Genomic DNA, 12928 nt, shown 5'->3' with positions numbered 1-12928 from the left:
ATGGCAGTGGACTAGTGACCTTCCATGACAGGCCCGTAACGCTTTTATGTCGTGACGATTACAAATTCAGAAGGCATCCGGCAAATGCCGCGGCCAGCGCCAGGGAGTGACCGCGACGATATCGTAGCGGACGGAGAGACGGTGGAAATCCGCCTGGCGCGACAGCCAGATATCGCTTGCAGCCCTGATCCGCCGCTGCGCCGTGTCGGAGACGGCGAAGACCGCCTCGTCGAAGCCGCGGCGAGCCTTCACTTCGACGCAGGCGACGAGATCGCCGCGGCGGGCGATGATGTCGATCTCGCCGAGCCTGGTGCGGTAACGCATCGCCACGATGCGATAGCCCTTGAGCATCAGGCAGAGCGCCGCGCGGTATTCGGCGACGTGACCGCGCTTCAGGGCGTTCAGCTTGCGATTGTCCGGCGGCTCAACCTTCATCGCGTTCCTTGCGGGCGAGAAGCCGGTCGTAGAGTTCCTTGCGCGGCAGTCCGGTCCGGCGGGCGGCTTCCGTTGCCGCCTTGCCCATCGGCATCTCTTGCGCAAGCGCGCTCAAGAGAGCGTCCACATCCGCTTCCTTTGGAACCGGTTTCGCCTCCGGCGGACCGACGACGAGGACGATCTCGCCCCTTACGTTCGCGCCGTCCGCGTAGAAGGCGCGGAGCTCGCCGAGTGTGCCGCGCCGGAATTCCTCGAAGGCCTTGGTCAGTTCGCGGCAGACGGCCGCTTTCCTCTCAGTGCCCAGTACATCGGCGGCGGCGGCAAGTGTTGCCGCGATCCGGTGCGGCGACTCGAAGAACAGCAGCGTCGACGGCACCGCGGCAAGCTCGCCGAGACGATCGCGCCGCGCCTTGTCCTTTACCGGCAGGAAGCCGGCAAAAAGGAAAGCGTCGCTCGAAAGACCAGAGCCGACAAGGGCGGCAAGAGGAGCCGACGCCCCCGGGATCGGCACGACCCGGTGGCCGGCCTCGATCGCCAGCTGCGCCAGCCGATAGCCGGGATCGGATACGAGCGGCGTCCCGGCGTCTGAGACGAGCGCCACCGATTTGCCCTCGCCGAGCGCCGAAAGCAGCCGCGGGCCGGCCTCGTCGGCATTGTGCTCGTGATAGGCGAAGGGGCGATTGACGATGCCGTAGCGATCAAGCAGCACGCGGGTGACGCGCGTGTCCTCGCAGGCAAGGACGTCGGCACCGGCAAGCGTCTCCAGGGCTCTAAGCGTAATGTCGGCGAGATTGCCGATCGGCGTCGCGACGAGATAAAGTGCCGGCTCCAGCGGGCGGGCCGGTATGCTCATATTGTGCAGCCGGTAGCCGCGCTGTCTCGCCCTGTCCGCCGCTTCGGCCATTTCGTGTTTTTCCAATTGCTTATCTTCCCGCCGACCATGCCCGTCGCCCCGGCTTCGCCCTTTATGGGCGAGCTGATGGCGTGAGGCAAGGACGGGCCGCGGCCGCACGCTTGTGCAATTGGGGAAACTCCCGGCGAAACCCCTTGCTTTTGCGGCTCTCTTTCTGCCATTTTGCCCGTCCACATCCTTCCGGCTGATCGGCCGGGACACTCGCAGTTGACGCCGCGGCGGGTTCGCCCGCCGGGCAATGGTTGAAAGCGGTAGCATCCCATGCGCATTACTCTCGAGCGGTCCAATCTCCTGAAATCGCTGAACCATGTCCACCGCGTGGTCGAACGGCGAAATACGATCCCGATCCTCTCGAACGTGCTGCTGCGCTCCGACGGAGCGAGCCTCGAAATGAAGGCAACCGACCTCGATCTCGAGATCACCGAGGCGACGCCGGCGCAAGTGGAACAGGCGGGCGCCACCACGGTTCCGGCGCACCTCCTCTACGACATCGTTCGCAAGCTCCCCGACGGAGCGGAAGTGCTGCTTGCGACCAATGCCGAAGGCACGGCGATGACGGTGGCCTCCGGCCGTTCGAAGTTTTCGCTGCAGTGCCTGCCGCAGTCGGATTTTCCGGATCTGACGGCCGGAAGCTTCTCGCATTCCTTCCGATTGAAGGCGACGGATCTCAAGATGCTGATAGACCGGACGCAGTTCGCGATCTCGACGGAGGAGACCCGGTATTACCTCAACGGCATTTTCATGCACACGGTCGAGAACAAGGGACAGCTGAAGCTGCGCGCGGTTGCGACCGACGGCCATCGCCTTGCCCGCGCCGATGTCGAGGCTCCGGCAGGTTCCGAGGGCATGCCAGGCATCATCATTCCGCGCAAGACTGTCAGCGAGTTGCAGAAGCTGCTCGACAATCCCGACATCGTCGTGACGGTCGAAGTCTCGGACGCCAAGATCCGCTTGACGATCGGTTCGATCATCATGACCTCGAAGCTGATCGACGGCACTTTCCCCGACTACCAGCGGGTGATTCCGGCCAACAACGAGAAGGAATTGCGCGTCGATTGCCAGTCCTTTGCCCAGGCCGTCGATCGCGTCTCGACCATTTCCTCCGAGCGCGGCCGCGCTGTGAAGCTTGCGCTTACGGACGGACAGATGACGCTGACGGTCAACAATCCCGATTCAGGCAGTGCTACGGAAGAACTGCCGGTCGGCTATGAAAGCGATCCACTGGAAATCGGGTTCAACGCCAAATACCTGCTCGACATCACAGCGCAGCTGACAGGCAACGATGCGGTCTTCATGCTCGCCGATCCCGGCTCGCCGACGCTGGTGCGCGATCTCGCCGCCGAGGACGCGCTTTACGTCCTGATGCCGATGCGCGTCTGAGGGTTTCCGTCGACCGCGCCATGAAAGCTGACCCGCCGGCACTGGACGGCGGGTTTTTTATGAAATCCGTGGTCGCGCATTGTTGATAAGCTGTCGCTTTTAGACGCGGACAGACTTGTTTTTGCCGCAGATGGGAGCACATTATGCTCCATGCGCTTGCGCGACCTCGCCGAATCAGAACGCTGCGTCGGCCGCGTGCGACTGAATGAGAATGATTTTTCGAGGGGATTCGATGAGATTGCACCTGAAGGTGAAGGAAAAGTTCGGCCGGAAGTTCGACGAGGAAATCCGCTTCTTCAAAGGCTGGATGAACAACACCCGTGCCGTCGGAGCCATCCTTCCAACCTCCTCGATCACGGCGCGACGGATGGCGAGCGTGGTCAATCCCCACTCAGGCCTGCCGGTGCTCGAGCTCGGCCCCGGGACCGGGGTGATCACCAAGGCGATCCTGGAGCGCGGCATCGCGCCGGACAAACTGGTCTCGGTTGAATATTCGACCGATTTCTTCAATCAGCTGAAGGCCCGTTTCGCCGGCGTGCAGTTCATCAACGGTGACGCGTTCGATCTCGAACGCACGCTGGGATCCTTGAAGGACCGGCAGTTCGACAGCGTCGTATCCGCGGTGCCGCTGTTGAACTTTCCGATGCACCGCCGCGTCGAACTCGTCGAAGACCTGCTTTCGCGCATCCCGGTCGGTCGGCCCGTCGTCCAGATCTCCTATGGGGCGCTGTCACCGGTCGTCGCCATGCCCGATCGCTACAGCATCCAGCATCTCGACTTCGTCGTGCGCAACATTCCGCCCGCTCAGCTCTGGGTCTATCGCAAGGCGCATTGAGGCGCCGCGTGTTCGGCGTCTATCTGACCCATCCGCGGGTCAAGATCGACCCGGCAATCGCCGTGCCGAAATGGGGATTGTCCGAGCTCGGCAGGGACCGCGCCCGCGCAGCGGCCTCGACCCCATGGGTCCGGTCCCTCGGCCGCATCATATCCAGCCACGAGACGAAAGCCGTGGAGACCGCAGCCATACTGGCGCGCGCGGCAGGAATCCCGATCGAGACCGACGAAGAGATGGGCGAGAACGATCGTTCGGCGACAGGCTTCCTGCCGCCACAGGCATTCGAGGAGGCGGCCGACTGGTTTTTCGCCCACCCGAACGAAAGCTTCAAAGGATGGGAGCGGGCGATCGACGCGCAGACGCGCATCTGGAACGCGGTTTCCTACATTCTCGATCGCCACGACCCAGCGATTCCGATCGCCTTCGTCGGCCATGGCGGCGTCGGCACGCTGCTCAAATGCCGCATGACCGGCACCGCGATCGCGCGCGACGCGGACCAGCCGGCCGGCGGCGGCAACCTCTTTGCTTTTCGCCTTGCGGATCGCGCTGTCACGTGCGACTGGACGCCGATGGAATTCTGGCAGGGGTGATCTCGACATGACCATGAGCGCGCGCGACCGGCTGATCGTCGGCCTTGACATTCCGACGGTTGCCGAGGCGGAAAAGATCGTCTCGACGCTTGGAGACAGCATCGCTTTCTACAAGATCGGCTACCAGCTTGCCTTCGCCGGCGGGCTCGAATTCGCCCGCGATCTTGTCGCGAGCGGCAGGAAGGTCTTCCTCGACATGAAGCTGCTCGACATCGACAACACGGTGGCGAAGGGCGTCGAGAACATTGTGAAGATGGGCGTGTCGATGCTGACGCTGCATGCCTATCCCAAGGCGATGAGGGCGGCCGTCGAGGCGGCGCGCGGATCCGGCCTCTGCCTGCTCGGCGTTACGGTGCTGACCTCCATGGACGAGCAGGACGTCATCGATGCCGGTTACGAATACGATCCGCACACGCTGGTGTTGCGCCGCGCCGAACAGGCGCGCGCCGCGGGAATGGGCGGCATTGTCTGCTCCGCCGAGGAGGCCGCGGCGGTGCGCAAGATCATCGGAGCGGACATGGCGCTCGTCACGCCCGGGATCCGGCCGGCCGGTGCCGACAAGGGTGACCAGAAGCGCGTGATGACGCCCGCCGAAGCGCTTCGCGCCGGATCGAGCCATCTCGTCGTCGCGCGGCCGATCGTCCAGGCTGCGGAGCCATTGACAGCCGCCCGCGCGATACTGACCGAGATGGAGAGCACGCTCTCGGCTTGATCCGTCCGCGAAGGCAAGCTTCGCCGGCTATTCTGCAAGCTTACCTCCATTGACGAGAAGCTGCGCTTGACGTTGACCGCGAATTGCCGGAAGTAACGATCCCGTCTGTGTATTTCTACCGAAAGACGAGGAGCTTATCATGGCCAAGGGATATTGGATCGCTCGGGTCGATATACGGGACCCGGAGCGTTACAAGGACTATGTAGCGGCGGCAAAGCCGGCCTTCGAGAAATACGGCGCCAAATTCCTTGCCCGCGGTGGCAATTTCCATCGCCTGGAAGGCGCGGTTCGCTCCCGCAACGTCGTCATCGAGTTCCCTTCCCTTCAGGCCGCAGTCGACTGTTACAACTCGCCAGAATACCAGATTGCCGCGGCAATCCGCCAGGAAGTGGCCGACGCCGAGATGGTGGTGGTGGAAGGCGTCTGAAGCCCGCAGAAGGCGTCACGAAAGTGCTGGTGCGGCCCTGTGGATTGGCCTTCACCTCGCCCGCCGCTTGGGCTATGTAGCAAGCAATTCTTCCCAATGATATCAGGAGTGCGTTTCCCATGACCTTGTCCAACCTTCCGCCGCTGGTGACGATTTTCGGCGGATCCGGATTTGTCGGCCGTCATGTGGTGCGCGCGCTCGCCAAGCGCGGTTATCGCATTCGTGTCGCCGTCCGTCGGCCGGATCTCGCCGGCCATCTCCAGCCGCTCGGCAATGTCGGCCAGATTTCCTTCGTTCAGGCCAATCTGCGCTATCGCAAATCGATCGACCGCGCCGTCGAAGGTGCCGACCATGTGATCAACTGTGTCGGCATCCTGTTCCAGAGCGGCCGCAACACGTTCGACGCGGTCCAGGATTTCGGAGCGCGGGCAGTCGCCGAAGCGGCTCGGGCGGCCGGGGCGACGCTGACCCATATCTCGGCGATCGGGGCCGACGCCAAGTCCGAGTCGAGCTATGCCCGCACCAAGGGCCGAGCCGAGGCGGCGATCCTCGAAACCCTACCCGAAGCCATCATCCTGCGGCCGTCGATCATTTTCGGGCCCGAGGACGGCTTCTTCAACAAGTTCGCCGAAATGGCCCGGTTCTCGCCACTCCTGCCGCTCGTCGGCGGCGGCCGCACGAAGTTTCAGCCGGTCTACGTGACCGATGTTGCCGAAGCGGTCGCCCGCGCCGTCGACGGCAAGGTCGAGAAAGGCAAGATCTATGAGCTTGGCGGGCCGCAGGTCCTGTCGTTCCGCGAATGTCTCGAGCTCATGCTGAAGACGATCGACCGCAAGCGCCGCCTCGTGTCGCTGCCCTTCGGCGTCGCTTCGCTGATGGGCAGGGTCGTGTCGCTGGTGCCGTTCATCACGCCGCCGCTCACCGCAGACCAGGTAGTGTTGCTCAAATCCGACAATATCGTCTCCGCACAGGCCGAAACCGAGGGGCGGACGCTCGCCGGAATCGGCATCCAAGCGACGATGCTCGAATCGGTCCTGCCGAGCTATCTGGTGCGCTATCGCCCGCATGGGCAGTATCAGCGCGGCGGACGGGCGGCCTGATATCTCACTCTTCCGGATTTTCGCTCTGTGACCGCCGGCCCTGCCGGCGGTTTTTGTTTGTTGCAATGACGCAACACCGTTGCAGTTCTGCCGCAGTAGCAAAACGCCAATAGCGTTTACCGCAGATTCAGCATGTCCTGATATTGATCATGACATGTCCGGCGAATAAACACCCCCTCGCACCACATCGCTCGGCGAGCGCAGTCGGTGCCAACATCACACTCGAAAGGCATAACGTCCCATGGGCAAGTCGATCGCAATCTTTTTTGCGTCTGCGGCACTGATCATTCTTGCTGGCTCATTCATGGCTCCGGGCACCGTGGCAAGCAGCAGCAAGGGATGCGCGCCCGCCTATGGCGTCGATCCCTGCACGACGGCGTCTATCGAGTTTTCCGGCGAGTAAGCCGGCACCTGTCGCATAAAGAGCGGTCCCCCCAGAGACGGACGGCACTGCGACGGTGACATTTTAGTTTTGGCGGGGGCCAGGGAGCCGCATGCGTCTCGAAAGAGCGCATGCGGCTTTATTCTTTGCCTATCCAAGAAGCCAAAGGCCGATCAGACCTGCGACGCCGATGATGATCCGCCAGATCGCGAAGGGCGTGAAGCCGCGGTACGAGACGAAATCGAGCAGCGAGCGCACGACAAACACCCCGGCCACGAAGGCGGCGATGAAGCCGACCGCAATCAGCGTCATATCGTCGAAGGACAGCGCATCGCGGTTCTTGTAGAGATCGATGGTGAAGGCGCCGACCATCGTCGGCATGGCAAGAAAGAAGGAAAACTCTGCCGCGGAACGCTTGTCGGTTCCCATCAGCAGAGCACCGGCAATCGTGGCGCCGGAACGCGACGTGCCCGGAATCATCGCAAGGCACTGAAAGAGGCCGATTTTGAAAGCCAGCGATGGCGGATAGTCCATCACATCGGTGTAACGGGGTTTAAGCGGCAGATGGTCAATCGCGTAGAGGATGACGCCGCCGACGATTAACACGATACAGATCAGCATCGGTGTTTCAAAAAGCACCGACTTGATGAAGCCGTGGGCCGCGGCACCAATAACCGCCGCCGGAAGAAAGGCGATGAGCACCGAGAGCACGAAGCGACGTGCCAGCGCGCTCGACGGCAAGGCCAGCGCGATCTTGAGCAGCCGGTGGAAATAGACCAGCAGGATCGCGAGGATCGCACCGAGCTGGATGAGAACGGCGAAGGTATTCCCGGGTGACCTGAAGCCGAGGAAGTGGCCGGCAAGAAGAACATGCGCCGTCGACGACACGGGGATGAACTCGGTCAGTCCCTCGACAAGCCCGAGAACGAGCGCGCTGATGATCGATTGATCCGCCATAAATAAGATGTTCCTGACATGTTGGGGTGTGGGAGGAGAAGGTCGATTTGCTTGTGTTTGCCACCTGAACTACCTATAGCTCGTTTTTATGACAAGCCGTGGCCAGACACATGTGTCACGATGCTACTGTAGCGCTCCCGAAAAAACAGATCCACGAAGCCGACCCTTGATGCCGACACTCTATCATCACCCCATGTCCTCCGCCTCCCGGTTCGTACGCCTGATTCTTTCGGAATACGGCTACCAGACAGAGCTGAGCGAGGAGCAGCCCTGGGAGAACCGGCGGGACTTTCTGGCGCTCAATCCGGCGGGCACGCTGCCTGTCTATGTCGACGACAGCATGCGCGCGCTCTGCGGCGCGACGATCATTTCGGAATATCTCGATGAGACCAGCGGCATCATGAAGCGCGACCGCCGTTTGCTCGCCGAGGACCCGTTCCAGCGAGCAGAGATCCGCCGGCTCACCGAATGGTTCCTGCAGAAGATGGAAGCCGACGTGACACGCCCCTTGGTGCGCGAACGCATCTTCAAGCTGCAGATGACCCCGGATCAGGGTGGAGGTGCGCCGGATTCGAAAATCCTTCGCACCTCGCGCGCCAATATCCGCCAGCACATGAAATATCTCTCCTGGCTCGCGGCCTCGCGCCCGTGGCTTGCGGGCGACCGCATCTCCTATGCAGACCTCGCCGCGGCGGCCGCGATCTCCGTGCTCGACTACCTCGGCGAGATCGACTGGTCCGAGGCGCCGACGGCCAAGGAGTGGTATCAGCGACTGAAATCCCGCCCGTCCTTCCGGCCGCTGCTCGGTGAGCGCGTGCGGGGCGTCACACCGGTTTCGCACTATGCGGACCTCGATTTTTGAGGACAAGGCAATGCCTGGCGACGCTGTAAGAGCGGAGAACCAGGGGAGGAAACGCAGCACACTGACCGCGTTCCTGAAGAGCGAGGCGGCAGACAAAGGCTTCGATATCTGTCGCATCACCAAGCCGGACGCCATTCCTGAGGCGCCCGCACGGCTGAGACAGTTTCTGGCCGAAGGCGCCCATGGCACGATGGAGTGGCTCGCCGAAACGGCAGAACGCCGGTCCGATCCCCGCGTGCTGTGGAGCAACGTCCGCTCGATCGTCATGTTCGGCATGAACTACGGTCCAGAGGACGATCCGCGCGCGATCCTCAGCAGGCGGGAGCGGGGGGCGATTTCGGTTTATGCGCAGAACCGCGATTACCACGATGTCGTCAAGGGGCGGCTCAAGGAGATCGCGACGCGCTTTGCCGCCCGCGCCGGCGAGGACGTGAAAGTCTTCGTGGACACGGCCCCGGTCATGGAAAAGCCGCTCGCCGAGAAGGCCGGTATCGGCTGGCAGGGCAAGCACACTAATCTCGTCAGCCGCGAATACGGTTCGTGGCTGTTTCTCGGCAGCCTTTTCACGACCGCCGATCTCGATTTCGACGAGCCCGAACGCGACCATTGCGGCTCCTGTCGCGCCTGCCTCGATGCCTGCCCGACCGGCGCCTTTCCGGCGCCTTACCAGATCGACGCACGGCGCTGCATTTCCTACCTGACGATCGAGCACAAGGGGCCGATCGAGCCCGAGCTCCGCCCTCTGATCGGCAACCGGATCTATGGCTGCGACGACTGTCTTGCGGCCTGCCCGTGGAACAAGTTCGCGCGTTCGGCCTCTGAGATGAAGCTCAAGCCCCGCGACGACCTGAAGGAGCCGGAGTTGAATTTCCTGCTGACCTTGGACGATGCGGCGTTTCGCACTTTCTTCTCCGGTTCTCCGGTTAAACGCATCGGCCGCGACCGTTTCGTCAGAAACGCCTTGATCGCGGCCGGCAATTCCGGCGAAAAAGGTCTGATACCGCATTGCAAGGCATTGGTGCGCGACGCTTCCCCAACAGTAAGGGGCATGGCCATCTGGGCGCTCTCGCGGCTATTGCCGCGCGACGAACTTGTCGCCTTCGCCGGGCAGTGTGAGCTGGAAACCGACAACGACGTTCTTTCCGAATGGGAAATGGCAGGAGTAAGCCGATGCATGTCCTGATTCTTGGCGCCGGCTATTCCGGCACGGCGATCGCGAAAGCGCTGGCGCCTGCCGCCCAGTCCGTGACCGGCACAACTCGTTCGCCCGAAAGGCTCTCCGAACTCGCACAAGCCGGGATTCGCCCCCTCCTTTACGATGGAACGGCGATATCCGCCGAGCTCGCGGACGCTATGCGCCAGGCAACCCACCTCATCCAGTCAATTGCCCCGGGGCGCGACGGCGACCCGATGTTCCGCGCCGGCGTCCAGCCGTTGCCCGAGCTTTTGCCGAACCTTCGCTGGATCGGCTATCTTTCCACCGTCGGCGTCTATGGCGACCACAAGGGCGCCTGGGTGACGGAGGAAACGCCCTACAAGCCGGTTTCCCAGCGTTCGGTCGAGCGGGTCGAGGCTGAGGATGCCTGGCTTCACTACGGTGCGCAGCAGCGCATTCCCGTCGCGATCCTGCGCCTTGCCGGCATCTACGGTCCGGGGCGCAATGCCTTTCGCAATCTCGCCGAAGGCACGGCACGCCGGCTAGTGAAGCCAAACCAGGTCTTCAACCGCATTCGTGTCGAAGACATCGGATCGGCTGCCGCCTTTCTCGCCAACCGTGGCATGGGTGGAGTCTTCAACGTCACCGACGATGAGCCGGCCGCGCCGCAGGACGTGGTCGCGGAAGCCGCCCGGCTCATGGGCGTCGAGCCGCCACCGGAAATTCCCTTCGAGACCGCCGAACTATCGCCAATGGCGCGCTCCTTCTATGGCGAGAACAAGCGCGTCTCGAATGCACGCCTTCGCGAGGCTGGCTTCCAATTCGCCTTCCCGAACTATCGCGTGTCGCTTGCACAGTTGTGGCAATCCGGCGCCTGGCGCGGCAAGTAGACTCCCCCACAATTCGCGTATCCAGAATAATCCGTTCGGATGAAAGCATGTCTTCAGATCATCCGATAGTAACAGTGAACTCGACTTTCGTTTGACTGCCTAACGCTTGCCCATATTTGGCCTATACTTCGCCCAATCGCACAACCTACGCGCTAGTTAGCGGATTTCCACGAACGGGATTCATGGAAATTCATGCGAATCGAAATTTTAAATGTTTTTTTTCGAACGCGGGGAGCCTGCACTCTGCCTTGCGTCGCGTTCGACGTCTAACCCCTGATTCCTAGGAACTTCGCACCACGATTTAAAATAATTCAAACAATCTCCCATTTTAAATTTCCACTGCTTTTCAAGAATACCTAATAGACAGTTAACGGTTGAAGCACGGTTTTGCCATTTTTCGCCTCAATTACGTCGATCAGCAGGGAAATTAACTAAACTTTCAAACCGTGGGGGTCGTCGCTTGAAACCAGCGAACATTAAAACTGCTGCCGCAGCAGTGCTATTCACCGTCGGGATGGGGTTGGTCTCGGCATCCGATAGTCAGGCAGCAGGGTCCGCTTGCGGCGGTGCATCCTGGTACGCGCTGACCTCCAAGACCGCGTCCGGCGAAAGAATGAACGCCGCGCGGCTCACCGCCGCCCACCGCAGCCTCAAATTCGGCACGAAGGTCGCAGTCACCAACAAGCGCAACGGCAAGACGGTCGTCGTCCGCATCAACGATCGCGGTCCATTCATTCGCGGCCGCGTGCTCGATCTGTCGAAGGCGGCCGCCTCGCAAATCGGCATGATCCGCTCGGGAACCGCCAGCATCTGTTACCAGGTCATCAATTCCTGATACGCCAATACTTCCGCCCGATTATCGCTCCGGGCAGATTTGTTTATGGAGACTGCGGGTCTCTCGCATTTATACCGCATCCGTCTTGCTCTTCGGTGTCATCGCCGTTACCACGGCGAAAAAGGAGTTCATCGAAGATGCGATTGGGCGGAAGGCTCGCCGGAGCCATCGAGGTTCTTGACGACATAGAGAAACGGAAGCGTCCCGTCGCCGACGCGCTCAAGGACTGGGGTCTTTCGCACCGCTTCGCCGGATCGGGCGACCGTGCCGCCATCGGCAACATCGTCTATGACGCGCTGCGGATGAAACTGTCGCACGCCTACCTGATGGACAGCGACAGCGCCGCGGCGCTTGGTCACGCGGTCATGTATCGGCAATGGGGCTTTTCCCCCGAGACGCTTGCCGCGGAGCTCGCCGACGACAAGTTCGCGCCTGAGGCGCCTTCAGCGGAAATGATGAACGCCTTTGCCAAGCGTCGGCTAGAAGACGCGCCCAAGCATGTGCAGGCAGATATTCCGGAATGGACGCAGGCCTCTTTCGAGGAAAACTTCTCCGACCACTGGCTCGAGGAGGCCCAGGCGCTTGCCGGCCGGCCAACGCTGGACCTGCGCGTCAATACGCTGAAGGCGAACCGCGACAAGGTGTTGAAGGCGCTCGAGCGCAGCGGCGCCGAACCGGCGACGATCGCGCGCCACGGGGTGCGCATCCCGGCCGGTGAAGGCGCCTCGCGCCTTCCGAACGTTACAGCGGAGATCTCGTTCCAGAAGGGCTGGTTCGAAGTTCAGGACGAAGGCTCGCAGATCGTCGCCGACCTCGTTTTCCCGCAGGAGGGCGAGCAGGTGCTCGACTACTGCGCCGGTGGCGGCGGCAAGACACTCGCCATGTCGGCAGCGATGAACAACAAGGGCCAGGTCCACGCCTACGACACCGATCGCAAGCGGCTGGCGCCGATCATCGAGCGGCTGAAGCGCGCCGGCACGCGCAACGTGCAGGTGCATGAATCGGCGGAATCCCTGGCGCCGCTTGCCGGGCGCTTCGATCGCGTGCTTGTGGATGCGCCCTGCACCGGGACCGGCACGTGGCGCCGCCGCCCGGACACAAAATGGCGGCTCACGCAGAAAAACCTGGAGGAGAGGCTGGCCCAGCAGGAGGAAGCGCTGGCGAGCGCCGCCCACTTCGTCCGGCCGGGCGGACATCTGATCTACGTGACGTGCTCGGTGCTTCCCGAGGAGAACGAGTCGCAGGTCTACGGTTTCTGCGAGGACAATCCGGAATTCGAGATCCTCTCGGCCGCCGACACATGGGCGGCACTCTTCGGTACCGACAAACCGCAGCCGTGGTCCGCCGACATGAAGACGGTCACGCTGACACCCGCCTCGACCGGCACGGATGGGTTTTTCTTCTGCCTTATGGGCCGAAGGAGCTAAAGCCCGATAACAGGCCGGCATTTCGGC

15 protein-coding genes are annotated in these 12928 nt (G+C 62.2%); 12 read left to right on the top strand and 3 right to left on the bottom strand.

From position 1 onward, the window contains the following. Positions 1 to 66: 66 nt before the first annotated feature. Positions 67 to 435, bottom strand: coding sequence for a YraN family protein (locus GHK62_RS29855; protein WP_153442550.1), 369 nt, complete (start codon positions 433 to 435; stop codon positions 67 to 69). Then, positions 425 to 1339: a 16S rRNA (cytidine(1402)-2'-O)-methyltransferase gene (gene rsmI / locus GHK62_RS29850; RefSeq protein ID WP_153442608.1), complete on the bottom strand. Its 915-nt coding sequence runs from the start codon at positions 1337 to 1339 to the stop codon at positions 425 to 427. Before rsmI ends, GHK62_RS29855 begins: the two co-directional genes overlap by 11 nt. Before the next feature lie 270 nt (positions 1340 to 1609). On the opposite strand from rsmI, the gene dnaN reads away from it, so the two are divergent. The 7 genes from dnaN (at position 1610) to GHK62_RS29815 (ending at position 6795) form a co-directional block, all read left to right on the top strand. Continuing rightward, entirely contained in the window at positions 1610 to 2728 is a 1119-nt protein-coding gene (gene dnaN / locus GHK62_RS29845) for a DNA polymerase III subunit beta (RefSeq protein ID WP_136506667.1), read from the top strand. Positions 2729 to 2960: 232 nt separating this feature from the next. After that, positions 2961 to 3563 (top strand): phospholipid N-methyltransferase PmtA, encoded by a 603-nt coding sequence (gene pmtA, locus GHK62_RS29840; RefSeq protein WP_153442549.1) that lies wholly within the window; start codon positions 2961 to 2963, stop codon positions 3561 to 3563. Positions 3564 to 3571: 8 nt separating this feature from the next. Further along, positions 3572 to 4153 carry a histidine phosphatase family protein gene (locus GHK62_RS29835; protein WP_184108408.1) on the top strand — a complete coding sequence of 194 codons (582 nt, stop codon included), beginning with the start codon at positions 3572 to 3574 and terminating at the stop codon, positions 4151 to 4153. A gap of 7 nt (positions 4154 to 4160) precedes the next feature. Next, positions 4161 to 4865, top strand: coding sequence for an orotidine-5'-phosphate decarboxylase (gene pyrF / locus GHK62_RS29830; RefSeq protein WP_153442547.1), 705 nt, complete (start codon positions 4161 to 4163; stop codon positions 4863 to 4865). A gap of 139 nt (positions 4866 to 5004) precedes the next feature. Further along, the gene (locus GHK62_RS29825) at positions 5005 to 5292 is read left to right on the top strand and encodes a DUF1330 domain-containing protein (RefSeq protein WP_153442546.1); all 288 of its coding nucleotides are present in this window, start codon (positions 5005 to 5007) and stop codon (positions 5290 to 5292) included. 119 nt (positions 5293 to 5411) lie between these two features. Further along, positions 5412 to 6392 carry a complex I NDUFA9 subunit family protein gene (locus GHK62_RS29820; RefSeq protein ID WP_153442545.1) on the top strand — a complete coding sequence of 327 codons (981 nt, stop codon included), beginning with the start codon at positions 5412 to 5414 and terminating at the stop codon, positions 6390 to 6392. A 241-nt stretch (positions 6393 to 6633) separates the two neighbouring features. Then, positions 6634 to 6795, top strand: a complete 162-nt coding sequence (locus GHK62_RS29815; RefSeq protein WP_153442544.1) for a hypothetical protein — start codon at positions 6634 to 6636, stop codon at positions 6793 to 6795. 129 nt (positions 6796 to 6924) lie between these two features. Here GHK62_RS29815 and GHK62_RS29810 read toward each other — a convergent pair whose 3' ends face one another. Then, on the bottom strand, positions 6925 to 7731 hold the full coding sequence (locus GHK62_RS29810) for an undecaprenyl-diphosphate phosphatase (protein WP_153442543.1): 807 nt from the start codon (positions 7729 to 7731) through the stop codon (positions 6925 to 6927). A gap of 169 nt (positions 7732 to 7900) precedes the next feature. Here GHK62_RS29810 and GHK62_RS29805 point away from each other — a divergent pair, with 169 nt between their 5' ends. From GHK62_RS29805 to GHK62_RS29785, 5 genes are all read left to right on the top strand, one after another. Next, positions 7901 to 8593, top strand: coding sequence for a glutathione S-transferase family protein (locus GHK62_RS29805; protein ID WP_153442542.1), 693 nt, complete (start codon positions 7901 to 7903; stop codon positions 8591 to 8593). Positions 8594 to 8603: 10 nt separating this feature from the next. Beyond that, a complete protein-coding gene (queG, locus tag GHK62_RS29800; protein WP_153442541.1) occupies positions 8604 to 9776 on the top strand; it encodes a tRNA epoxyqueuosine(34) reductase QueG in 1173 nt (390 codons plus the stop codon). After that, entirely contained in the window at positions 9764 to 10639 is an 876-nt protein-coding gene (locus GHK62_RS29795) for an SDR family oxidoreductase (protein WP_153442540.1), read from the top strand. The genes queG and GHK62_RS29795 overlap by 13 nt, the downstream gene beginning before the upstream one ends. 460 nt (positions 10640 to 11099) lie before the next feature. Further along, positions 11100 to 11474, top strand: coding sequence for a septal ring lytic transglycosylase RlpA family protein (locus GHK62_RS29790; RefSeq protein WP_153442539.1), 375 nt, complete (start codon positions 11100 to 11102; stop codon positions 11472 to 11474). A gap of 137 nt (positions 11475 to 11611) precedes the next feature. Next, a complete protein-coding gene (locus GHK62_RS29785) occupies positions 11612 to 12901 on the top strand; it encodes an RsmB/NOP family class I SAM-dependent RNA methyltransferase (protein ID WP_153442538.1) in 1290 nt (429 codons plus the stop codon). The last annotated feature ends 27 nt before the right edge of the window (positions 12902 to 12928 follow it).

Origin of the sequence: Sinorhizobium terangae (genome assembly GCF_009601505.1) — a bacterium.
Taxonomy (GTDB): Bacteria; Pseudomonadota; Alphaproteobacteria; order Rhizobiales; family Rhizobiaceae; genus Sinorhizobium; species Sinorhizobium terangae.
Note: the sequence above shows the minus strand (reverse complement) of the source record. Positions and strands in the feature narration are given on the sequence as shown.

What these genes read in the sequence shown, in the direction of transcription:
- dnaN (WP_136506667.1), top strand. Translation starts at nt 1,610, where the DNA reads ATGCGCATTACTCTCGAGCGGTCCAATCTCCTGAAATCGCTGAACCAT.
- GHK62_RS29820 (WP_153442545.1), top strand. Translation starts at nt 5,412, where the DNA reads ATGACCTTGTCCAACCTTCCGCCGCTGGTGACGATTTTCGGCGGATCC.
- GHK62_RS29810 (WP_153442543.1), bottom strand. Translation starts at nt 7,731, where the DNA reads ATGGCGGATCAATCGATCATCAGCGCGCTCGTTCTCGGGCTTGTCGAG.
- GHK62_RS29815 (WP_153442544.1), top strand. Translation starts at nt 6,634, where the DNA reads ATGGGCAAGTCGATCGCAATCTTTTTTGCGTCTGCGGCACTGATCATT.
- GHK62_RS29825 (WP_153442546.1), top strand. Translation starts at nt 5,005, where the DNA reads ATGGCCAAGGGATATTGGATCGCTCGGGTCGATATACGGGACCCGGAG.
- GHK62_RS29795 (WP_153442540.1), top strand. Translation starts at nt 9,764, where the DNA reads ATGCATGTCCTGATTCTTGGCGCCGGCTATTCCGGCACGGCGATCGCG.
- pmtA (WP_153442549.1), top strand. Translation starts at nt 2,961, where the DNA reads ATGAGATTGCACCTGAAGGTGAAGGAAAAGTTCGGCCGGAAGTTCGAC.
- GHK62_RS29805 (WP_153442542.1), top strand. Translation starts at nt 7,901, where the DNA reads ATGCCGACACTCTATCATCACCCCATGTCCTCCGCCTCCCGGTTCGTA.
- GHK62_RS29785 (WP_153442538.1), top strand. Translation starts at nt 11,612, where the DNA reads ATGCGATTGGGCGGAAGGCTCGCCGGAGCCATCGAGGTTCTTGACGAC.
- pyrF (WP_153442547.1), top strand. Translation starts at nt 4,161, where the DNA reads ATGACCATGAGCGCGCGCGACCGGCTGATCGTCGGCCTTGACATTCCG.
- rsmI (WP_153442608.1), bottom strand. Translation starts at nt 1,339, where the DNA reads ATGGCCGAAGCGGCGGACAGGGCGAGACAGCGCGGCTACCGGCTGCAC.
- GHK62_RS29855 (WP_153442550.1), bottom strand. Translation starts at nt 435, where the DNA reads ATGAAGGTTGAGCCGCCGGACAATCGCAAGCTGAACGCCCTGAAGCGC.
- queG (WP_153442541.1), top strand. Translation starts at nt 8,604, where the DNA reads ATGCCTGGCGACGCTGTAAGAGCGGAGAACCAGGGGAGGAAACGCAGC.